This window comes from Paenibacillus cremeus, from assembly GCF_007786445.1.
Lineage (GTDB): Bacteria > Bacillota > Bacilli > Paenibacillales > NBRC-103111 > Paenibacillus_G > Paenibacillus_G cremeus.
This window is the reverse complement of sequence record NZ_VNJI01000029.1, coordinates 59,075-80,863: the sequence shown is the minus strand read 5'-3', so window position 1 is coordinate 80,863 and position 21,789 is coordinate 59,075. Positions and strand designations below refer to the sequence as shown.

General features: G+C 45.7%; 18 protein-coding genes. 13 read left to right on the top strand and 5 right to left on the bottom strand.

Annotated elements, in window-relative coordinates; all coding sequences use genetic code 11:
• Positions 1 to 38: 38 nt before the first annotated feature.
• Positions 39 to 1,571 carry an alpha-N-arabinofuranosidase gene (locus tag FPZ49_RS21265; protein WP_144850707.1) on the top strand — a complete coding sequence of 511 codons (1,533 nt, stop codon included), beginning with the start codon at positions 39 to 41 and terminating at the stop codon, positions 1,569 to 1,571.
• Positions 1,572 to 1,662: 91 nt separating this feature from the next.
• Here the strand turns inward: FPZ49_RS21265 and FPZ49_RS21260 are convergent, their stop codons facing one another.
• Positions 1,663 to 3,474, bottom strand: a complete 1,812-nt coding sequence (locus FPZ49_RS21260) for a sensor histidine kinase (RefSeq protein WP_144850705.1) — start codon at positions 3,472 to 3,474, stop codon at positions 1,663 to 1,665.
• The gene (locus FPZ49_RS21255; RefSeq protein WP_144850703.1) at positions 3,464 to 4,249 is read right to left on the bottom strand and encodes a response regulator transcription factor; all 786 of its coding nucleotides are present in this window, start codon (positions 4,247 to 4,249) and stop codon (positions 3,464 to 3,466) included. Before FPZ49_RS21255 ends, FPZ49_RS21260 begins: the two co-directional genes overlap by 11 nt.
• A gap of 259 nt (positions 4,250 to 4,508) precedes the next feature.
• Here FPZ49_RS21255 and FPZ49_RS21250 point away from each other — a divergent pair, with 259 nt between their 5' ends.
• The 6 genes from FPZ49_RS21250 to FPZ49_RS21225 all read left to right on the top strand — a co-directional run bounded on the left by FPZ49_RS21250 (position 4,509) and on the right by FPZ49_RS21225 (position 11,135).
• On the top strand, positions 4,509 to 5,846 hold the full coding sequence (locus tag FPZ49_RS21250) for an ABC transporter substrate-binding protein (protein ID WP_144850701.1): 1,338 nt from the start codon (positions 4,509 to 4,511) through the stop codon (positions 5,844 to 5,846).
• A gap of 108 nt (positions 5,847 to 5,954) precedes the next feature.
• Positions 5,955 to 6,872, top strand: a complete 918-nt coding sequence (locus FPZ49_RS21245; RefSeq protein WP_261381519.1) for a carbohydrate ABC transporter permease — start codon at positions 5,955 to 5,957, stop codon at positions 6,870 to 6,872.
• The gene (locus FPZ49_RS21240; RefSeq protein ID WP_144850697.1) at positions 6,869 to 7,693 is read left to right on the top strand and encodes a carbohydrate ABC transporter permease; all 825 of its coding nucleotides are present in this window, start codon (positions 6,869 to 6,871) and stop codon (positions 7,691 to 7,693) included. The genes FPZ49_RS21245 and FPZ49_RS21240 overlap by 4 nt, the downstream gene beginning before the upstream one ends.
• Before the next feature lie 34 nt (positions 7,694 to 7,727).
• Positions 7,728 to 8,714, top strand: coding sequence for a zinc-dependent alcohol dehydrogenase (locus tag FPZ49_RS21235; RefSeq protein ID WP_144850695.1), 987 nt, complete (start codon positions 7,728 to 7,730; stop codon positions 8,712 to 8,714).
• 14 nt (positions 8,715 to 8,728) lie between these two features.
• Positions 8,729 to 9,730, top strand: a complete 1,002-nt coding sequence (locus FPZ49_RS21230) for a Gfo/Idh/MocA family protein (RefSeq protein ID WP_144850693.1) — start codon at positions 8,729 to 8,731, stop codon at positions 9,728 to 9,730.
• A gap of 16 nt (positions 9,731 to 9,746) precedes the next feature.
• A complete protein-coding gene (locus FPZ49_RS21225; RefSeq protein ID WP_144850691.1) occupies positions 9,747 to 11,135 on the top strand; it encodes a family 4 glycosyl hydrolase in 1,389 nt (462 codons plus the stop codon).
• A 189-nt stretch (positions 11,136 to 11,324) separates the two neighbouring features.
• Here FPZ49_RS21225 and FPZ49_RS21220 read toward each other — a convergent pair whose 3' ends face one another.
• Positions 11,325 to 12,227 carry an AraC family transcriptional regulator gene (locus tag FPZ49_RS21220; protein WP_144850690.1) on the bottom strand — a complete coding sequence of 301 codons (903 nt, stop codon included), beginning with the start codon at positions 12,225 to 12,227 and terminating at the stop codon, positions 11,325 to 11,327.
• 117 nt (positions 12,228 to 12,344) lie between these two features.
• Here FPZ49_RS21220 and FPZ49_RS21215 point away from each other — a divergent pair, with 117 nt between their 5' ends.
• From FPZ49_RS21215 to FPZ49_RS21205, 3 genes are read left to right on the top strand one after another with little or no spacing between them, the layout of a single operon-like run.
• On the top strand, positions 12,345 to 14,090 hold the full coding sequence (locus tag FPZ49_RS21215; RefSeq protein WP_144850688.1) for a class I mannose-6-phosphate isomerase: 1,746 nt from the start codon (positions 12,345 to 12,347) through the stop codon (positions 14,088 to 14,090).
• Between the two features lie 24 nt (positions 14,091 to 14,114).
• Positions 14,115 to 15,050: an ROK family protein gene (locus FPZ49_RS21210; protein ID WP_144850686.1), complete on the top strand. Its 936-nt coding sequence runs from the start codon at positions 14,115 to 14,117 to the stop codon at positions 15,048 to 15,050.
• 5 nt (positions 15,051 to 15,055) lie between these two features.
• Positions 15,056 to 17,161 carry an alpha-galactosidase gene (locus tag FPZ49_RS21205; RefSeq protein ID WP_144850684.1) on the top strand — a complete coding sequence of 702 codons (2,106 nt, stop codon included), beginning with the start codon at positions 15,056 to 15,058 and terminating at the stop codon, positions 17,159 to 17,161.
• A gap of 55 nt (positions 17,162 to 17,216) precedes the next feature.
• Here the strand turns inward: FPZ49_RS21205 and pgmB are convergent, their stop codons facing one another.
• Complete coding sequence (gene pgmB / locus FPZ49_RS21200) at positions 17,217 to 17,885, bottom strand: beta-phosphoglucomutase (RefSeq protein ID WP_144850682.1); 669 nt, start codon at positions 17,883 to 17,885, stop codon at positions 17,217 to 17,219.
• Positions 17,886 to 17,897: 12 nt separating this feature from the next.
• On the bottom strand, positions 17,898 to 18,926 hold the full coding sequence (locus FPZ49_RS21195) for a LacI family DNA-binding transcriptional regulator (protein ID WP_144850680.1): 1,029 nt from the start codon (positions 18,924 to 18,926) through the stop codon (positions 17,898 to 17,900).
• 243 nt (positions 18,927 to 19,169) lie between these two features.
• Here FPZ49_RS21195 and FPZ49_RS21190 point away from each other — a divergent pair, with 243 nt between their 5' ends.
• From FPZ49_RS21190 to FPZ49_RS21180, 3 genes are all read left to right on the top strand, one after another.
• Positions 19,170 to 20,228 (top strand): zinc-dependent alcohol dehydrogenase, encoded by a 1,059-nt coding sequence (locus FPZ49_RS21190; protein WP_144850678.1) that lies wholly within the window; start codon positions 19,170 to 19,172, stop codon positions 20,226 to 20,228.
• A 69-nt stretch (positions 20,229 to 20,297) separates the two neighbouring features.
• A complete protein-coding gene (locus tag FPZ49_RS21185; protein WP_144850676.1) occupies positions 20,298 to 20,975 on the top strand; it encodes an SGNH/GDSL hydrolase family protein in 678 nt (225 codons plus the stop codon).
• Between the two features lie 16 nt (positions 20,976 to 20,991).
• Positions 20,992 to 21,786: a sugar phosphate isomerase/epimerase family protein gene (locus FPZ49_RS21180; RefSeq protein WP_144850674.1), complete on the top strand. Its 795-nt coding sequence runs from the start codon at positions 20,992 to 20,994 to the stop codon at positions 21,784 to 21,786.
• Positions 21,787 to 21,789 lie beyond the last annotated feature (3 nt).

Here is a 21,789-nt window from a genome sequence, read left to right as displayed (position 1 = left end):
TGCTATTCCATCCCAGTTCATTTCAGGAGGCAGACACTATGAAAAGCAGCATTAAAATCAATACGCAAGCGGCAGCTCACAAAATCGACCGAAACATTTACGGACATTTTGCCGAGCATCTGGGGCGCTGCATCTATGAGGGGATTTGGGTCGGTGAGGATTCCGACATTCCCAATACGAGAGGCATCCGAAACGATGTGGTTCAGGCGCTAAAAGATATGAAAATTCCGATCCTGCGCTGGCCGGGCGGATGCTTCGCCGATGAATATCACTGGAAGGACGGCATTGGACCTAAGGAAACGAGAGCCCGAATGATTAATACGCATTGGGGCGGCGTGGTGGAGAATAACCATTTCGGAACGCATGAATTTTTCGATTTGTGCGACATGCTGGAAACGGAGCCGTATATCTGCGGGAATGTCGGCAGCGGAACGGTTTATGAGATGCAGCAGTGGGTTGAATATATGACCTTCGACGGGGAATCTCCGATGGCTGACTTGCGGAAAGCAAACGGTAGAGAAAAGCCCTGGCAGCTGACCTATTTTGGTATAGGCAACGAGAACTGGGGCTGCGGCGGCCGCATGAGAGCGGAATATTATGCGGACCTTTACAGACAATACAGCACGTATGTAAGGGATTATGGAGAGAATTCCATCTACAAAATTGCCGCCGGTCCAAGGGGGGACAATTACCACTGGACGGAAGTACTTATGCGGGAGGCAGGGCATTTCATGGACGGATTGGCGCTCCATTACTACACGAGGCTGAGGGATCACAGTATCGTGATTGAAAATCCCGACGGGAACCGATTTTATTTGAAAAAACCGGATGCGGTGAGAGGCCAAGCTGTCGACTTCGACGAGAGCGAATGGTTCGGCATTATGAAGGCGGCCTATTTCACAGAGGAGCTTGTTGCGAAGCACTCCGCCATTATGGATAAATACGATCCCGAGAAGAAGGTAGCATTGATTATCGACGAGTGGGGCACCTGGTTTGACGTTGAACCCGGCACGAATCCCGGCTTCCTATATCAGCAAAATACGATGCGAGATGCCGTTTCTGCGGCGATCAGCCTAAATATTTTCAACAATCACTGCGACCGTGTAAGAATGGCGAATATTGCCCAGACGATTAACGTGCTGCAGGCGGTGATTTTAACGGAAGGGGAAAAAATGATTCTGACCCCGACGTATCATGTCTTTGAAATGTTTAAAGTACACCAGGATGCCATGATGCAGCCGATTGAGATTAGCAGTGGCACGTATAAATTCAATGGGGAGGAAATTCCTCAGCTTAGCGTATCCGCTTCGGTGGATGAAGCAGGCAAGCTGAACATTACGCTTTGCAATACGGATCCGAATCATTCCGCTCCGGTGGATTGCCTTACGGGAGAATTCGCGGGTAAGCAGGTAACTGGCAGAATTTTGGCCTCGTCCTCCATGAATAGTCATAATACATTTGAAAATCCGGATCTGGTCAAGCCTGAGGTGTTTACCAGCGTGCAGCTGAACGAGGAAGGTTTCCATGCAGATATCCCGCCTATGTCCGTTGTCGTCCTTACCTTATCTTAAATCGGAGGCACCGGATGGCAAAACAAGCCCAAAGGAGACGACCGAGCTTGAAGCGCTACTTGGAGCAGTACTCGGTATAGCTGCAGCCTTTTTAAATCAAGCTGCTTTTCTCTATTGGGATATGAATTTGAATCACCGTGCCGATTCCTTGTTTGCTAAACACTTTCATTCCGTACTGCTCACCGTACATTAATTTCAGGCGTTTGTTAGTGTTCATAAGACCGATATGGCTGGAGAGCTCCTCTCTGTGCTTCAGATCGTCTCGGATTTGCCTCAGCCTATGCGCTGGAATTCCTAATCCACTGTCGATGACCGATATTTTCAACTCGGGTGATCGATCGTGGATTTTTACTTTGATGGAGCTTTTCCCCGCTTTTTCTTTGATCCCATGATAAATCGCATTTTCCAGCAAGGGCTGGAGCAGCAGCCTCATTACCTGCCTAGCTTCGATTCCCTCATCATACTCCCAGAAGACATTGAACTTATCTTTATATCGTACCTTTTGGATATCGATGTAGCTTTTGGCGTAATTAATTTCATCCCCTATTGTGGCCGGAGTATATGGGTCCTCCAGGGAGTACTTCAGCACGTCCGAGAGGTTTTCAAGCATTTCGTTAGCCTCGTTGGGCTTACCGGTAAACTGCAGCACCTTCCAATAAATCGTTTGCAAGGTGTTGAACAGAAAATGCGGGTTAATCTGCGATTGCAGCGCCAGAAGCTCCGCGACCTGCTGCTTGTACTGCCGCTCATGCAGCTGCAGCTTTAAATATTTTTGCTCGATGAATTTTTGTAAAATATTATTAATAATAAAGCCGAACTCATCTTTGATCGTAGTAGAGCGAAGAACGGGAAGCGGGGTATTGTCGTTCGCAGAATTGATAATTGCAATGATGTCCTGGATCCGCCGATCATTTTTCTTATTCAAATAAAAAGTTACAATTAACCCGAGCGTAAACGACAAGATTAAGATTAGAATCGTCAGCTTTTGGATATCATTAGGCCCCTTGTACAATATCCGCTGAGGGATCACCGAAATATATCTCCAGTGATACCGGTCCGATTTTAATTGCGAGATCATGTAAGTATCCTCCGCGGTCTTCACTCGAAAAAAGGAATCGTTGCTCGCACCGATAAATTTTTGAATATCCTCAACCGATAGAGCGTAGGAAATCTTGTTTCGGAGTACGATCTTGCCATGATCATCCACAATCATAATTGCCTGCTGAGGCGAAGTCGGCAGCTCATTCAGCAACTTCTCAAAATAACTCAAATTAATATTGAGAACGATCACGCCAACCTTGTGCGTCGTATTGACAGGGGCCAAGTTTCGATACAGCGTCAAGATACTCGTAGGCTTCGTTTCGAACTCAAAATTTTTCACTTGCCGAAGCTCGGTCCATGCATTTTCATAATGGGAGAGGAAGCTCTGGTACCATGAGGTATCGATAAAGCTGTCCAGCTCGGCGAAGCCGCTTTTGGTCGTGGCAATAAACTGATGCCGTTCATTTTCGAAATACACATAGATTGATTGAATGTAGGGCTTGGCGTAAGCGGGAGTCTCAATAAAGCTCCGGATGATTTTTAAAAACTCCAGATCCTCATAGCTTGTCGTGGACTTCTTTAACGTCTCTTTCAAGCTGACTGATATTTCCGGGTTGGTACTAAACATCAGGCTTAAAGAATCCATCTCGTTAAATGTCATTTCCACATTTTGCTGCGTTTGAAACAAGATGGTCATGTTGTTTTTATCGATTTCATGCTCATTATAGCTCTTGGTGGTCGTGATGGAAAAGATGCCTAAGATTAAAATCGGGATACATAGCGGCGTTATAAATAAAAGCATATTTTTGGTCAAATATCGGTAAGTTAGCGCTTTCAATTTGTTTCCGGTTCTAAAGGTCATGTTCGCTCAAGTCCAGTCCGCTTTGTTTATTTCGGTATTGTGTCGGGGTTAGATTATAATAGCTTCGGAATACTCTGGAAAAATTTTTCGGATTCGTATATCCGACCTGCTCGCTGACATCGTACGTTTTCAAATTGATGTCTTCCAGCAGCTCCGCTGCTTTTTTCATTCGGACCTCAATTACGTAATCGTAGAAATTTTGTCCGGTTTTTCCTTTGAAAAATTTGCTGAAGTAATGCGGATTCATGTGTGCCTGTCCGGCTGCGCTTTCTAAGGTGACATCCTTATAGTGGTCCTGGATATACCGTTTGACCACAAGAATGATTTTATCATGATGGCTGATCGGCTCCGGGGGCTTTTGAATGCTGGCCTGAAGCTCCAGGGCGGGCTTGGCGTACTCCTTGTCCAGCTCTTCTTTTATCTGATTGAACACATGAACCAATTCGGTATATTTCACCGGCTTTACAATGTAATTTTTGACACCGAACTCCAGCGCCTTCTGGGCATATTCGAACTGCCGGTATGCGCTTAGAAACACAACCTTCAATTGTCGGTTTAACGCGCGGATGTTCTCAGCCAGAGCAATCCCTGTCATAATCGGCATTTGGACATCACAAAGCACGGCATCGACCGGATGATTTACAATGTATTCTAACGCAGCTTTCCCATTGTCTGCCTGATGGACAATTTCAAAGCCGATCTCATGCCAAGGGAAGTAATCGGAAATCCCTCTTCGCACTTCCTCCTCATCATCCACAATCAGAAGCTTATACATGATGGCTCACCTCCAAGATCGATCATGAGCATTTTACCATACTCCGCCGGTCCTCTTATCAGAATGTTAAGAATCGATTTCAAATGTTAAAAATTGACGACCATCCTCAAGATTAAGGCAATAATAGAAGGTAAATCTAAATTCTGATTACTTGCCGCAATCCGAATAAATCTTATCATTAAAGTATAGGCGATAAGCGATCGATTGTCGCTTGAAAAAAATGGATAGGTGAAAACGCCTTCTTAAGGGGGAACTTATTTTGAAAGCGAATACGAAAGCAAAAGTGAAGATGATCGGTTCCACGATCGTTGCAGCCTCCGTTCTGTTATCCGCAGTAGCTTGCGGGCCAGCCCAGGAGAAGTCAGCCGAATCCAAGGATGCGGCAGCTCCTAAACAGGTGAATTTAAGGTTTGTCTGGTGGGGGGGAGACGCTCGCCATAAAGCAACCATTGAAGCGATTGAAAAGTACCAGAAGCTGAACCCGAACGTGAAAATCGAGCCTGAATACGGAGGGTTTGACGGCTACTTTCAGAAGCTGACAACGCAGCTGGCTGGCGGTACGGCTCCCGACATCCTTCAGATTGACTCGCCGTGGCTGTACGACTTTTCCAAGCAGGGCGAATTTTTCGTTGACCTGAATAAGATCGACGCGATCGACAAAAGCATTTTCAATAAAAAATTCCTGGATGAGCAAAGCTCCTGGAAGGGAAAGCTTCAGGGTCTGCCTACTGGCGTAATTGCCAAGGAGCTGTTCATTTTCAACCAGGATTTCTTCACCAAGCACAACATCGACCCGAACACGCAATGGACCTGGGATAAGCTAATCGAGGTTGGCGAACGCGTGCACAAAGAAAACAACAAAGATTATCTTCTCCATACCGTAGATCATATCCGGCCTTTATTAACGACTTACATGCTTCAGAAAACGGGCGAGTCGCTGGTCAAAGACGATTTTACCATTAGCTTTGATGAGAAGCTGGCCACCGAGGCATTCGCTTACTTAAAAACGATGCTGGATAAAGGTGTGCTGCGCCCGTTTGAAGAATCGACCGTGGGCGGAGCCATTGACGAGCATCTGAAGTGGCAGAGCGGAGAGTCCGGCATCATGATGGATGCGAGCAGCGTCATCCCTAAGGTAGAGGGCAACAGTAAATTTAAGCTGGGTGTCGCACCGCTGCCAATTCTGCAGGGGACTAAGAATACGGGGATTGAAATTCGGCCGGCCCAATTGCTCGCGATTAACGCCAATTCCAAAAATGTAGCGGAAGCGGCCAAATTCCTGAACTGGTTTTTTAAAGATAAGGATGCCATCCTGACGCTTAAGGATTCCCGAGGCATTCCAAGCACCGACTTGGCGATGAAGCTGCTGTCGGAAGCCAAAGTCGTCTCGCCGCTGGTAGCTAAAGCAACCGATGAGAACACGAAAATTGCAGGTCAGCCTCTAAGTCCGGTCAGCTTCGACGGCCAGCTCATTAAGATCTTTACCGATTTGGTGGCGCAGGTCGCTTACAAAAAGCTGACGCCGGAGCAAGCCGGGGCGCAATTGGTCAAGCAGTACAAAGATAAGCTGCAGGAGCTTAAAGCAACGTCGAAGTAAGCGGTTTTCACAAAAAATAGAGTGCTGGCAAAACTGCGCAACGAGAAACGTCATCACGAGGTCAGGCTCTATTTTTTTGTACCATTTTTTAAACAGGATGTGATGGTGATGATAATGCAGCTGCGACGAAAAGTGAAAATAGCGAACCGCAAAGGCGCTATTGGACTGTTATATATCAGCTTGTGGTTGGTCGGTTTCCTTGTATTTCAGCTGTATCCGTTTGTATCTTCCTTTGTGTTTTCCTTTACGGACTACAGTCTGCTGAAAACCCCCAAATTTGTGGGCTTGGACAACTATTATTATATGTTTTTCAAGGATCCGTTATTTTGGAAGTCCTTATGGGTTACATCCGTTTATGTATTTTTCTCCGTGCCGGCTAAGCTCGTTTTCGCCTTGCTGATTGCGCTTGTGTTAGCGATGAAGCTGAAGGGAATCAGCATTTTTCGGACGATCTATTATATCCCGAGCATTATGGGCGGCAGCGTAGCGATAGCCATCTTATGGAAGGTATTATTCGATACGAATGGAATCATCAACCAAATGCTGTTTTACTTATCGATTGGCCCCATCAACTGGCTGGGAAGTCCGGATGTGGCGCTCTACACGATTGGCTTGTTGACGGTTTGGCAGTTCGGCTCCTCCATGGTTATTTTTTTGGCGGGACTCAAGCAAATCCCGGAAGAGCTCTACGAAGCGGCGAAAATTGACGGAGCCTCCGGCTTCCGCATTTTCTTTAACATCACTGTTCCCATGCTGACGCCGATTATATTTTTCAACCTGATCATGCAGATGGTCAATGCGTTTCAAGACTTTACAGGTGCGCTTGTCATCACCAAAGGCGGCCCGCTGAACTCGACTTACTTGTATGCTCTTAAGCTCTATGATGACGGCTTCAAGTTTTTCAAAATGGGCTACGCCTCGGCGCTTTCCTGGGTCTTGTTCATTATCATCATGCTTTTGACCAGTCTGGTGTTCAAGTCCTCCTCCTCCTGGGTTCATTACGACGACGGAGGGAAAACCGTATGAAGAAGCCCACGGCGTATGTGTTTCTAGCTGTACTAAGCGTGCTGATGATTTATCCGCTGGTCTGGTTATTTTTCGCCTCCTTCAAGGAAAACAGCGAGATATTCGGTTCGCTCTCCTTGTTCCCTAAGACTCTAAGCTTTGAGCCGTTTATCAAAGGGTGGCAGGGCGCAGGCAGGGTGAATTACAGCCACTTTTTTCTCAATACGCTCTATCTGGTCGTTCCTACCGTCTTATTCACGATCATCTCCAGCGTCTTGGTCGCCTACGGCTTTAGCCGATTCGAGTTTATATTCAAAAAGTTTTTGTTTACCCTGATGATTTCCACTCTGATGCTGCCCAAGGCCGTACTAATTATTCCAAAGTTCATCTTATTCCGGAATTTAGAGTGGCTGAACACGTATTGGCCGTTTATCGTACCAGCGATTTTTGCGGCGAATCCGTTCTTTATTTTTATGATGGTGCAGTTTTTTCGAGGCATTCCCCGCGAGCTGGACGAATCGGCGCACTTGGATGGATGCAATTCCTTTGCGATCTTGTACCGCATTTTAATCCCTCTATGCAAGCCGGCGATCGTGTCGATCGGGATTTTCCAATTCATTTGGACCTGGAATGACTTTTTCAACACCTTGATCTATATCAACAGCGTAAGTAAGTTCACGGTCTCCCTGGGCCTCAAAATGTCCATCGATACGGTGGCTGAGGTGAGCTGGAATCAAGTGATGGCGATGTCCATGGTGGCGATCGTTCCATCGATAGTCATTTTCTTTTTGGCTCAGAAATATTTTGTTGAGGGCATCGCTACATCGGGCTTGAAGGGATAACGAATAATAAACCATTTGATGGAGGTCATCGGTGATGAAAAGTGTTGCGATTATGGCATTAGAGAAGGGCCGTGTAGGCTATCAGGAGCAAGAGGTTTCCGATCCGGGAGCCAAAGAAATCCAGGTCAGGGCTTGTGCGTCGGTGATAAGTCCGGGGACGGAGCGGGCCTTTATTCTGAACTTGGAAAATACCGATTCGCATTACCCTCAGCATCTCGGCTACAGCTGTGCGGGCGTGGTCGAGAAGGTGGGAGCTGAGGTTACAGACTTTGCTGTAGGCGACCGTGTGGCTTGCATTATGTTTCACAAATCGATTGCGAACGTAAATGCGGTAAGAGCCGTGCATATCCCTGATGGAGTCTCCTTCGAAGACGCTGCGTTCATCCGGCTCGGGGTGATCGCGATGCAGGCGGTCAGAAAGGCGAACATCGAGCTGGGTGAAACAGCCATGGTCCTCGGTCTGGGCTTGATCGGGCAGATCGCCATGCAGCTGGTCCGCAATAGCGGGGCGATTCAGGCTTTTGGGGTAGATCGGGTGGAGAGCAAGCTGCAGATGGCCTCGAGATTGAATAACGAGCCAGTGATTAACTCCGCTGAGGAGAACTGGATCGAGCAGCTCAAAGAGCAAACGGGTGGAGCCGGTCCCCATGTCGTCATCGAGTCCACAGGGTTCCCCGAGCCGATCTCGCTTGCGCTGCAGTGCGTCCGACGCTATGGGCGTGTCGTTTTGTTAGGCAGCACGCGGGGCGATAGCTCTATTAATTTTTACCGGGATGTGCACAAGAAAGGCGTGCACATCATCGGCGCACACATCTCGACCAATCCTGAGTTCGAGTCGCATCCAGGGTATTGGACGTTCAGGGACAATGGAAACTGCTTTCTGCAATTGCTGAAGCTGGGGAAGGTTGACATGCAGTCGCTGGTAACGAATCAAGTGAAATGGGATCAAGCTGTGCCGGCTTACGACAAAGTGCTGTCATGGGATAGCGGGGTTCTGGCCAATTTGATCATATGGGAGTAGGTGTACCTCGTTCTATGAAGGATGCCATTCATTTTGCCATTATAGGCTTTGGAGAAGTGAGTCAGTATCATGCCAAAGCTATCGCCGAATTACCAGGAGCGAAGCTTGCGGCTGTGTGCGATCGAAATTTGGACAAACGAAAGAAAGCCGAGGAGCTCTACGGCGCTGCCACCTATTCCGATTATCACGAGATGCTCCAGAGGGACGATATCGACGTAGTCAATATTTTGACCGCCAGCGGAACGCATGCGGAGATCGGCATCGCTGCGGCGAAAGCCGGGAAGCATGTCATCACGGAAAAGCCGATCGATATTTGTCTGGACAAAGCCGATGCGCTGATCGACGCTTGCCGCGAGGCCGGAGTCAAATTAAGCTGCATCTTTCAGCATCGATTTAATCCGGCGGTCATGGAGATAAAAAAGGCGATTCGAGAAGAAAAATTCGGCCAGTTGAATTTTGGGGCCGCCCACACCAAATGGTATCGGCCCCAGGAGTATTACGATCAAGTAGCCTGGCGCGGGACCTGGGCATTGGACGGCGGAGGCGCCGTGATGAACCAGTCGATTCATTATATCGACCTGCTCCAATACATTATGGGCGACGTGGAGGAAGTGTTTGCGTACTGCGCTACAAGAGCGCATGAACGCATTGAGGTCGAGGATCTGGCGGTGGCTTCCGTCAAATTTAAGTCCGGAGCGCTGGGCATGATTGAAGGCAACGTTAGTGCATACCCGGGCTTCTATACCCGGCTGGATGTGTATGGAGAGCACGGCAGCGCGGTCATCGAGAGCAATAAGATGAAGGAATGGAAGCTGAAGTCTGGGGAGGGCTATGATTCGGGTCAAGAGCAGTCTCCTGTCAATGCTCACTACTATCAGCTGAAAGATATGATGGATGCGATCAAAGAGGATCGGCAGCCCTTTGTGAGCGGTGCCGAGGCCAGGAAGTCGCTTGAGATTGTCCAAGCCATCTACCGCTCGGCGCGAACGGGAGCCCCCGTCAAGATTACAGGTTAAGAAGGAGTTTAATGGGATGACACATGTAAATGATAAAGCGGATCCGATCACAATCGCATACATCGGTGGAGGCTCAAGGGAATGGGCATGGAAGCTGATGAGCGATCTCGCCCTGGAAGAAAGCTTGAGCGGTGAAGTCAGGCTATACGATATCGATTATGCAGCCGCTCAGGATAATGCCAGCATTGGAAATCGGTTGTCCAGCCGGACGGACGTGAAAGGCAAATGGAATTATACAGCAGTGCGGAGCTTGCCGGAAGCATTGGCGGGCTGCGATTTTGTCATCATCTCCATCTTCCCGGGTACGTTTGAGGAAATGGCTTCCGATGTGCATACTCCGGAGAAATACGGCATTTACCAGGCGGTAGGGGATACGGTTGGGCCGGGAGGCCTGGTACGAGCGCTGCGGACCGTCCCGATGTATGTCGAGATTGCCGAAGGCATTCGGGATTATGCTCCAGAGGCATGGGTGATTAACTACACTAATCCGATGACGATCTGTACCGCCGCACTTTACGAGGTGTTTCCAAAGATTAAGGCGTTCGGCTGCTGTCATGAGGTGTTTGGTACGCAGCGGCTAATGGTCAGCATGCTGGCCGAAATGCTGGGAATCGAAGGCGTGAAGCGCAATGAAATCAAGGTGAATGTGCTGGGCATCAATCACTTTACGTGGCTGGACAGCGCGTCTTACAAAGGGCTTGACCTGTTCCCGCTGTATAAGGCATTCGTAGATAAACATTATGAGGAAGGCTTCGAGGCGAGAGGAACCGAGTATTGGAAAACGGATATTTTTGCTGCTGCAAACAGGGTCAAGTTTGATTTATTTCGAAGATATGGCCTCATTGCGGCGGCAGGGGATCGGCATTTGGCTGAATTTATGCCGCCATCGTACTTGAAGGACCCTCAGACGGTGGCGGAGTGTAAGTTTAGCTTAACTCCGGTCGAGTGGAGGGTAGGGCATCGCAAGGAGCAAGTACTGAGAAATCAAAGATTGGCGCAAGGAGAGGAACAGGTCGATCTTAAGCCTTCAGGTGAGGAAGGTGTGCAGCAGATCAAGGCGCTGCTTGGCCTTGGAGAGCTGGTGACGAATGTCAATTTGCCGAATCAAGGCCAAATGCTCGGGCTGCCCCAAGGCGCTGTTGTGGAAACCAATGCAGTCTTTAGCAGGAATAGCATCAAGCCGGTGATCGCCGGACAATTGCCGCTGGGCTTGCATAGTCTGGTTGCCCGGCACGTCACGAATCAGCAAACTGTGCTTCAGGCGGCGTTGACGAAGGATAAATCGCTGGCCTTTCAAGCGTTTATTAATGATCCGCTAGTTACGCTGGATGTTAAGGATACGGAGAGCTTGTTTCAACAGATGCTGGACAATACCAAGGCCTATTTACCTGGCTGGTCAATTTAGAGTAACGAACGTCTTTGTTCCGGGGGCAGTGAACCGGAGCAAAGACGTTTTGTTTTGAGTTTTTCTCCATAAAATCTTATTTAAAAGCGGGAAAATCGTACAGCATCTCTGTACTGTCTTTCTATAAGTACACTTGCAGGAATGGCAGTGGGTAAGTTACTGTATATGCAATTCTTTCTTTGTCACTTACTACTTTCGAGGTTTGAGGTTGTCGGAAAATTGAGTTTTACGGAACTTTGCTGGAGAGACGCCAATCTTATTAGTAAAAACGCGAGTAAAATAATGAACGGATTCAAAACCAGCGATCTTTGCAATTTCTTTAACTGCCATTTCGCTGCTCATCAGCATTTCTACGGACTTTTGAACTCTTTTTTCCTGTAAGTAATGAATAAAGGATTGACCCAGATGCTGTAAAAACAATCTAGACAAATGTCGCTCCGAAATATTCAAATATTGTGCAATGTGCTTTAGGTGTAGCGAGGACGATAGATTATCATCTATATATAGCTTTGCTCTGTGCATGAGCCGACTCCCGCTTGTGTCCTGTATCGTGAGATCGCCAGTTGTAACCGATTGACTCTTAAACAAATACAAAAAAGATTTCAAAAGAGAATGGCACAAGTGACGGTACATGTCTTCATTTGCAGGAGCGCCTGATTTTACGAGTCCTAATATGGCGTTAAAAATTTGGACAGAGGGTGACGATTGAGCATCTGGAATAACCACATGCATATTCTCGGCCAACTCGTTGAACTGATTAATGATTGTGAGCGAAGACTTGGATTCAATGACTTCAAATGCCACAAAAAACAAAGCGAGTCCGGTATCGCTGCGAATCTGATGCCAGATACCTGGACGCGAAATAAACATCGTGCCTGTAGATAAGGGATAAATGCAGTCATGATCGGAGTAATTTCCCTCCCCATGCATGACATAACAAACTTCGAAAAAAGAGTGCCGATGCACATGATTATCGTAATGCTTAGGCACCACACCCCAGTAATGGACAAGAAAGGAAGCCGTATCCCCTGAAAGATCAATAGCGACTTGATTCAAAAGTGCATTCGCTTGCTTATACAAGTAGTGCTCCACGGTTTCACCTCCTATGTCCGGATTATACAAAAAAGAGGCATTTCTCTGCAAATACAGCAGCCCAAATTCAGAGCTATAATGATTTCCGAGTTACTACAGCATATGAGGGGAATTCCTATGGCGAAATTGTACAATAAATTACCTTCAATTGAAATCAAGGGCTGGGAACAAGCGGTCTGGAACGGTTACGGGCAAATTTCTAAGGAGCTGCAGAGATCGATTTCAGGCAAACAAAGGTTTGTTTTGACCATTGAGTGCTATCCTGGTGTGCGAATCGAAGAAATCGTGACAGGGCTGCAGGAGCATCTGAACCCGGTAAAGGTTGTTTATGTAGAGAAAGCAGTAAAAGATCAGGAACGAATTGATAACATGATTGAAAGATGTTTGACGGATGATCGAGTATTTGGCTACATGGCTCCGTTTGATATCGTCGATTTTTACGATAGCAAGAAATTGGCTCAGATACAGGCTGAAATCGCATCTTTAAATGAGGGTGTCATTCTTGTAATCGGAACAGGAGCGTCACTTGTATCTAATGCGGATGCACTCATCTATGCCGATATGGCACGTTGGGAAATCCAGCTCAGATACCGCAGCCATGAATTTGGCAATTGGCTCGCAGACAACCATTCGGAGGACATTCTTAGAAAATATAAACGCGGTTATTTCGTTGAATGGCGCGCGGCGGATCGAATGAAGCGCGCGATATTGCCTCAAGCGGATTATTATTTGGATACCAATGCTAAAGATGCCCCCAAGATGCTGAGTAAAGACGCGTTATTTGACGCAATGAAGCAAACGGTAAACAGGCCTTTTCGGTTAGTGCCATATTTTGACCCTGGCGTGTGGGGAGGGAAATGGCTGGAAGATAAGATTGACCTGGAAAAACGAGAACACCCTTACGCTTGGGGATTTGACGGTGTGCCTGAAGAAAATAGCGTGTATTTGGTTGTAGGAAGTACTCGAGTTGAAGTTCCCGCGATTAATCTGGTCTTTTTTGAGAATAAAAATTTGCTCGGAGAGAAGGTTTTTGCAAGATTTGGGGCGGAGTTCCCAATTCGTTTCGACTTTCTCGATACTATAGGCGGCCAGAATCTGAGCCTGCAGGTTCATCCGCTTACCGATTACATTCGTGAAACCTTTGGCATGTCCTATACGCAGGATGAAAGCTACTACATGCTGGATACGGTTCCAGGGGCAGTCGTTTATCTCGGATTAAAAGACGGAATCAGGCCTGAGGATATGATGATGGATCTGGAACGCGCACAAGCAGGCGATTATTCCTTCCCAGCTGAAAAGTATGTGAATCTGTTCCCGGCGAAGAAGCATGATCACTTTCTGATTCCGGCAGGTACGGTTCACTGCTCGGGTGCTGGCGGGATGGTGCTGGAAATTAGTGCAACGCCATATATTTTTACGTTCAAATTGTGGGATTGGGACAGGCTTGGCCTTGATGGGAAGCCTCGTCCGGTTCATTTGCAGCATGGTCGTAAAAACATTCAATGGGATCGTACAACGGATTGGGTCGAGCGAAATCTGGTGAATCCGGTGGTAAAGATCGGCGAAGGCGAAGGCTGGGTTGAGGAACGAACAGGATTGCATGAGCTGGAATTTATTGAAACCCGAAGACATTGGTTTACAGCTAAGGTCAATCATCATACCGAAGGTGGCGTTCAGATGCTGAATCTGGTAGAAGGGGAAGAGGCTGTAGTAGAGAGTCCTTCTGGCGCTTTTGAACCGTTTATCATTCGTTATGCCGAGACGTTCATTGTTCCTGCATCAGTGGGAGCCTATACAATTAAACCAACCGAGCGCAGTCAGGGAACGCGGCTAGGTACGATTAAAGCTTATGTGAGAAGCTGACATGGCTGGAAGGCGGGGTGTGCGATGAATATTGCGGTAGACTTTGGTGGGACCAATATAAAAATCGGTTTGGTTGAAAAAGGAGCTATCATCTCGAAAACGAGCATATCGGCCCAATCGGATACTGGGTTAGTGAAGCGACTTCCGGTTGTTAAAGCTACCATTCATGAGTTGTTGGCGCAGAGTGGTTATACTATTTCGGAATGCAGCGGAATAGGGATGGCAACTCCTGGATTAGTGGATACTGATAACCAAACGATATTGTCAATTAACGATAAGTATGCGGATGCAATCGGCTTTTCATTTTTTGAATGGGTTTCTGGAGCTTTTTCTTTGCCTTTAGTGCTTGAGAATGACGCCCGCGCGGCACTGATCGGGGAAACGGCCTATGGCGTTGCGCAGGGGGAAACGAATGCCGTATTGATGACTTTTGGAACTGGCATCGGGACGGCTGCCATTATTAATGATCAAATACTTCGCGGGCGTCATTATCAGGCAGGCATTCTTGGAGGGCACTTCACGACCAATATTAACGGCCCATCATGTAATTGTGGTAATATAGGGTGTCTGGAGGCTCAATCCGGTTCATGGGCTTTGGAGCATCAGGCAAGACAGCACGTCGACTTTATGGGGAGTAGATTGGCCCATGCGTCTGAAATTAATTATTTAACAATTGTAGAGGCAGCTAGAGCCGGCGATCGCACCAGCATCGATCTATTAGAGGATTTGATATCGAATTGGAGCGCGGGTATCGTGAATCTCATTCATGCGTATGACCCTGATGTTGTCATTCTAAGTGGGGGGCTAATGAAGTCAAAGAAAATCATCGTCCCTCTGCTTGAAGAGCGCGTTCACCGGTTGGCTTGGACACCGTGGGGAAAGGTTCGATTTATGGTGGCTGATGATCCGGATACCTCGGTATTGTTGGGCGTCTCTAGGTTGTTAGAAAGGAAGAGGTAGCGCAAATGTCCATTCGATATTTTGAAAAGCAAAAAATGTGGATACTAAAGACGAAACAGTCGGAATATGGAATCGGTATCGACGGCAAGGGCAACATTGTAAATTTATATTGGGGCGGCTTGCAAACCTCTGATATCGATTATTTTGATATTGATAGAGACTACGAACATCCCGGTGCAGGAGCGATGAGTCCCTATAAAGATGAGATTATGCCTTGGGGTGGATACCGGTTTGCCGAGCCTGGAATTAAGGTTACTTTTTCGGATCAAATACGAGACCTGAAGCTAGTTTATAGTCATTTTGAAATAAAATCCGACAATGTTTTGATTATTTATTTAAAGGATGATTTAAAACCACTTTTAGTTAAGCTCCATTACAAATTGATTCCAGAGTTTGATTTGATTGAACGTCACGTTGAGCTAGTCAATGAGGGGTCGGAACCGATATCCGTTGAGCAATTAATGGGGGCCATTTGGCATTTTCCCATCCAGCCCGACTATCATTTGACCTATTTGACAGGCCTCTCCAGAGGGGAAAATAAAATACGTCATGAGCTTATAAACGAAGGTAAGAAGGTGCTTGAAAGCCGTCAAGGTAGAACAAGTCATCACGCTAACCCCTGGTATGCCATTGATTTTGGCGACGCACAAGAGGAGCAAGGCGATGTATATTTTGGTGCAATTGCGTTTAGTGGCAACTGGAAAATTGTTGTAGAAAGAACAAACTATCAAACCTTGCAGGTTGCAGCGGGGTTTAACGATTTTGATTTTACATGGCATCTAAAGCCAAGTGAAACCTTTTCTTCGCCAACATGTATTGGCGGATTTACGAAACAAGGATTCGGAGAGGCTAGCCGTAATTTGCATAGCTATCAATTAAAATATATTTTAAGAAATGCAAATGAACTTAGACCGGTGGTGTACAATTCCTGGTACCCGACTGAGTTTGCCATTAATGAAGAAAATCAAAAGGCTTTGGCCAATCAAGCGGCAGCGCTTGGTGCGGAATATTTCGTTGTTGACGATGGCTGGTTTGGTGATCGATTTGATGATCATTCAGGTCTGGGTGATTGGTACCCTAGTGAGAAAAAATTCCCGAATGGGCTCAATCCGCTCATTGATCATGTCAAATCCTTAGGGATGAAATTCGGTATCTGGATAGAACCGGAAATGGTTAATCCTGATAGTCATCTTTATCGTAAACATCCGGAATGGGTATATCACTTTCCAGGTAGAAAGGGTACAGAACTCAGAAATCAGCTCGTATTGAATTTCTGCCGCGAAGACGTTCGGGAATATATTTATAACTGTTTGGATGAGCTGCTATCGAAACATGATATTGCTTACGTGAAGTGGGATATGAATCGCTCCTTCAGTGAGCCTGGTTGGCCCGAAGCGCCAAGTGAACACCATAAAGAAATTTGGGTTAGACATACGTATGGTGTTTACGGTATGTTAGAAAAACTTCAGAAAAAGCATCCTCGTGTCATGATCGAATCTTGCTCTGCCGGAGGAGCGAGAATGGATATGGGCATTATGAAATATGCATATCAATTGTGGCCAAGCGACAATACGGATCCATTTGATCGGCTGTTCATTCAAGAAGGGAATTCACTTGCCTATACCCCGAAAGCGATGATGGCATGGGTTACCGCTTCACCAGATGACAATAATTTAAGAAAAACTTCTCTGAAGTACCGTTTTCATAGTGCAATGATGTGTCCGCTGGGCTTCAGCTTAATTTTCGATGATTTTAGTCCAGAAGAATTGGAAGAGATCAAATCTTACATCTCGCAATACAAGGAAATACGTGAAACGACTCAAAACGGTAAATTGTATCGTCTGGTTTCACCACGCAGTCAATACGGCGCGGCTTTCCAATTTGTGAACGATGAATGCTCGCAAACTGTGCTGTTTGCCTTTAGACATGCGCCGCAATTTAGACATCCGTCATTTTCAATCAGACTAAGAGGCCTGGACCCACAAGGAATTTACGCTTGCAAGCAATTTAATCTTGAGCGAAGCGGTGCTTCCTTAATGAATCGCGGAGTGAATATTCCACTGTGGGGTGATTATTCAAGCGAGCTTCTTGTATTCGATAAAATAAATTAAATAAAGAGGAAGGTGTCACTAGTCATAAAAAATGACTGGTGCACCTTCCATTTGTTTATTTAGTATAGGCATATAGAATCGTTTCCAGATTCAGTTCCTTTGTTGAATGAAGAACCATTTTAGCATGTCCAAGCACAGAACGATCACCGATGCCAACTGCGAACATTTCCGCATCATTAATTGCACTTACACCTGCTGCTGCATCTTCAACGCCGATACATCTGTCTGGTGTTGCAGCAACAGCCTTTGCCGCTTTTAGAAAAACTTCGGGGTCCGGTTTAGAGCGAATAACGGTGGCAGCATCCACGATATGATCGAAATACTGGATTAAACCTAGTTTTTCAGTAACAAAAAACGCATTTTTCGAAGCGGAGGCCATGGCAATTTTAATGCCAGCCTCTTTAATCTGTTTTAAGAAGCTTTCAACGCCTGGCAGAACATCTTTCTCAGTGATACTTTGAATCAGCTGCACATAATGATCGTTTTTCTTCGCCGCTAACGCTTCTTTTTCTGCACTCGTGAAATCATTTTGGCGTCCGCCATGCTCTAAAATGCGTTCAAGCGACTCCATTCGGCTAATTCCCTTGAGCGTTTCGTTAAATTCACGGTCGAAAGGTATACCAATCTCTTCCCCTAGTTTCTTCCATGCCAAGTAGTGATACTCAGCAGTATCCGTAATTACGCCGTCCAAGTCAAAAATTATTGCTTCAATATTGTATTTCATTAATTTCCATCCCTATTTTATTTTTTGTACTGATTTTCGTTCCTCTAAATGAGCTGGAACGATTATTGAGCGTTCTGTATCGGCTTGTCCTTGAATTCTTTTGAAAAGCAAATCCGTTGCAATTTTCCCTAGTTCAGATACTGGAAGCTCGATTCCTGTCATAGGCGGTGAAAGAAGTTGTGGTGTGATTCCGTTAGACAAGCCGACAATTGAAACTTGCTGAGGAATTGAAATTCCTAGCTGAGAAGCCGCATGATAGAAACTCATAATTTTCAGCTCATCAACAGTGAAAACGGCGGTTGGCAAGCGCTCAGACTGAAGTAATTGAATCGCTCTCTCGTGTGCATCTTCAAAAGAGTAACCACAATCAATAATTAGATCCTCACGCACAGGAATTCCATTATCAATTAAACATTGTTTATAGCCATCCACACGATCGATTGCTGCATTATATTTTAACGGTGCATGCAAGCAAGCAATGTCACTATGCCCATTATCGATAAGGTGCTGAACAAGGTTATAGCTATTGGCAAAATTGTTTGTGTCAATCGAAAAAATGTTGTTAAAGTTTCTTTTTACTTTCCCAATGACTGCAATGGGGATACTGTGTTTATCTAATTCATCTAAATAATCCTCATTCACAGGGGAACTTAACATAATAATGCCTCGGACCATTTTGTCACGAATTTTGGACAGACACTTCTCCATAACTTCTTTTGTATTTCGAGACGTCTGAATAATCACATCAAAGTCTTCATTCTCTGCATACGAAGCGATGGATTGAATAACCTCGGAAAAAAATGGATTACCCGCGGTTGTGTTTGATGGTCGTGATATGACGAGTATGGCATCGAACCCTGAATTCGTTAAGGCACGTGCAAGCTTATTGGGCTGATAATTCAATTCCTTTATCGCTTCTAAGATGCGTTTGCGACTTTCATCTGAAATATTTGTTTTTCCGTTTAAAACGCGTGAAACTGTTGATTTGGAGACTTTAGCATGACTAGCTATATCATATATTGTGGGGTTATTAGGTTTGATTGAAATTCACCTCGTAGTTATTTGAGTAAATGCAGAATTATAAATTTCTGTTGACTGTTACGGTTAAGCTATTATACAGTAAACGGGAAATGATTCATATTTTTTTTGCCCTTCGTGGGATCGGTACCACAATAGTGTATCAGCATCTTGCAGAGGAGTAAAGGACGCTTTTTAAAATACTTTTATCCGAGAATATTTGATGATGTACTTCCCAAAAATATATAAAAAGGATGGATGTTTACGATGAAAAAGCTTGTTGCAGTTAAGCCGCGCGTTGCCGAGTTATTAGATTATGAAGATCGTGCAGTTGCAAGCTACGAAGTAAAAATCAAAGTTCAGTTTGCTTCACCAAAGCACGGGACCGAGGTTGTTGATTTCCGTGGCCTTAGCCCATTCATCGATGAAGAATTCAATGAAGAGTGGAAGATGTTTATGCCGCGGCCAGAAGGACAAAAGAAAGGTATTGTATTCGGTGAATTCCAATTAGGGAACCAAGTTGTAGGAACGATTTGTGAAGTGGGTACCGACGTGACGGAGTATCAGGTGGGAGATGTGGTTTCCACTTATGGACCCATTATGGAGACGGTCATTGTCAACGGAGTAAATAACTATAAACTGCGTAAGATGCCCAAGGGAGCATCTTGGAAAAACGCAGTATGCTATGATCCTGCCCAATTTGCAATGGGCGCTGTACGAGATGCCAATGTACGTGCCGGGGATTACGTTGTTGTTGTTGGCTTAGGCGCCATTGGACAAATTGCAATTCAATTAGCGAAAAAAGCTGGCGCTAGCATCGTTATCGGTGTAGATCCCATCGAACACCGTTGTGAAATCGCAAAGAAACATGGTGCGGACTACACGTTTAATCCGATCGGCTGTGACTTGGGCTATGAAATCAAGAAGCTGACCAATAAAATGGGCGTTGATTCCATCATCGAAACAAGCGGAAGCTCCAGCGCATTACAGGCTGCACTAAGAGGAATCGCTTATGGAGGTACCATTTCATATATAGCATTTGCGAAGCCTTTCCCGGAGGGGTTCAATTTAGGTCGCGAAGCGCACTTCAATAACGCCAAGATTGTTTTCTCTCGAGCATCTAGTGAGCCGAATCCGGATTATCCACGTTGGAACCGCAAACGAATCGAAGACACTTGCTGGGAACTATTAATGAATGGATATCTGAATTGTGAAGACTTGATCGATCCCGTTGTTGCATTTGAAGAATGTGCAGAAGCATATATGAATTTCGTAGATCAGAATCCTGAATTAAGTATAAAAATGGGAATTGAATATAAAAAATAAAGTTCAAATTTGATAAGGCAGAAACGCGTGTTCTGCCTTACAATTTATCGTCCTAACAGGAGGATAGCGATGAAACGCAAATATAAAATTGCATGCCTTGGAGATTCAATGACCGCATTTTGGGGAGCGGAAATGCCCGAGCTCAGGGATGCATTAGACAGGGACTTTCCAAACCAGCCCTTTGAATTGTTTAATTATGGTGTTAGCGGTACTCGGGCGGAGTATGGGATATATCGCGTCACCCACGATTTCCCGAATCCGTTTGGAGTGGGTGTGCAAAAGTGTCTGTCTTCCGTAAGCCCTGATCTGGTCGTGGTGGAGTCGTTCGCATATAATCATCGTCTGGACGGAAAGCATCGAATTGACAATTATTGCAACGTCTTGAGTCGACTGTTTGATGTCCTTCGGGCGACCACTCCTGCCAAGCTGGTATTCCTCATAACCATTCCTCCAGACAAAGACAGTTTCTTAGATCATGTTCCGACGTACCGTGATGTAGCAATAGAATTAAGGCGGGAGTGGGCCGAATACAGTGAGATGTATCTAAAAGCTGCCGTTCAATTTGCTTATGATGAACAATTGCCGTGCATCAATGTGTTTGAACGTGTTCGGGAAAAAGTAGGATCGGGAGTTCCGATCCGTTGGTTTATTGACCAAAATGACCATATTCATCCCAGCCGCTATGCTTACGAGCTTATTGCGGAAGAAATCGCAGGAGCCATCCGTCGACTGGATCTCATCAAATAAAAAGGAATGTATAACGATGAAAATTGGAACGCAGAATCAACCCTTTTTTCCAGAAAACATCAAAGAAAAATTTACTTTCTTAAAAGAGGCAGGATTTGATGGCTTTGAAATCGATGGAAAGTTTCTTTTAGAAAATCTTGAAGAAGTAAAGGCAGCGATTAAAGAAACGGGGCTTGAAGTCGCTACGGCATGCGGAGGTTATACCGGTTGGATTGGGGACTTTATTGAAGAGCGCCGACTAAAGGGACTAGCAGATATTGAACGTATATTAAAAGCGCTAAAAGAAATTGGCGGCAAAGGAATTGTTGTACCTGCTGCATGGGGAATGTTTACCTTCCGTCTTCCGCCAATGACTTCACCGAGAAGCTTGGAAGGTGATCGAAAAGCGGTAACAGAGTCATTGATATTTTTAGATCAAGTTGCTGGAGAAACAGGAACAACGATTTATTTAGAGCCGTTAAATCGTTATCAAGACCACATGATCAATACGCTTGCAGACGCACGTAAGTACATTGAAGACAACAACTTCAAACATGTGAAAATCATTGCAGACTTCTATCATATGAATATTGAAGAAGATGAGATCAGCACTGCTCTTCATAAACATAAGGATTTGGTCGAGCATATTCATATTGCGGACAACCATCGCTTTCAACCAGGAAGCGGCTCCATAGATTTTAAGAAGCACTTTGACCAATTAAAAAAAGATGGCTATACGGGTTACTTAAGTTTTGAACACCGTGTTCGCGGTGAGAACCCGAAGCAAGAATTCCTCAAAGGATTGGATCACATTAAGCGTTGTTTGAACTAAACG

Coding starts and splice junctions, on each gene's coding strand:
- FPZ49_RS21255 (WP_144850703.1), bottom strand. CDS start 4,249: ATGTATAAGCTTCTGATTGTGGATGATGAGGAGGAAGTGCGAAGAGGG.
- FPZ49_RS21210 (WP_144850686.1), top strand. CDS start 14,115: ATGAATATTGCGGTAGACTTTGGTGGGACCAATATAAAAATCGGTTTG.
- FPZ49_RS21265 (WP_144850707.1), top strand. CDS start 39: ATGAAAAGCAGCATTAAAATCAATACGCAAGCGGCAGCTCACAAAATC.
- FPZ49_RS21190 (WP_144850678.1), top strand. CDS start 19,170: ATGAAAAAGCTTGTTGCAGTTAAGCCGCGCGTTGCCGAGTTATTAGAT.
- FPZ49_RS21205 (WP_144850684.1), top strand. CDS start 15,056: ATGTCCATTCGATATTTTGAAAAGCAAAAAATGTGGATACTAAAGACG.
- FPZ49_RS21185 (WP_144850676.1), top strand. CDS start 20,298: ATGAAACGCAAATATAAAATTGCATGCCTTGGAGATTCAATGACCGCA.
- FPZ49_RS21235 (WP_144850695.1), top strand. CDS start 7,728: ATGAAAAGTGTTGCGATTATGGCATTAGAGAAGGGCCGTGTAGGCTAT.
- FPZ49_RS21215 (WP_144850688.1), top strand. CDS start 12,345: ATGGCGAAATTGTACAATAAATTACCTTCAATTGAAATCAAGGGCTGG.
- FPZ49_RS21260 (WP_144850705.1), bottom strand. CDS start 3,474: ATGACCTTTAGAACCGGAAACAAATTGAAAGCGCTAACTTACCGATAT.
- FPZ49_RS21180 (WP_144850674.1), top strand. CDS start 20,992: ATGAAAATTGGAACGCAGAATCAACCCTTTTTTCCAGAAAACATCAAA.
- FPZ49_RS21230 (WP_144850693.1), top strand. CDS start 8,729: ATGAAGGATGCCATTCATTTTGCCATTATAGGCTTTGGAGAAGTGAGT.
- FPZ49_RS21225 (WP_144850691.1), top strand. CDS start 9,747: ATGACACATGTAAATGATAAAGCGGATCCGATCACAATCGCATACATC.
- pgmB (WP_144850682.1), bottom strand. CDS start 17,885: ATGAAATACAATATTGAAGCAATAATTTTTGACTTGGACGGCGTAATT.
- FPZ49_RS21240 (WP_144850697.1), top strand. CDS start 6,869: ATGAAGAAGCCCACGGCGTATGTGTTTCTAGCTGTACTAAGCGTGCTG.
- FPZ49_RS21245 (WP_261381519.1), top strand. CDS start 5,955: ATGATAATGCAGCTGCGACGAAAAGTGAAAATAGCGAACCGCAAAGGC.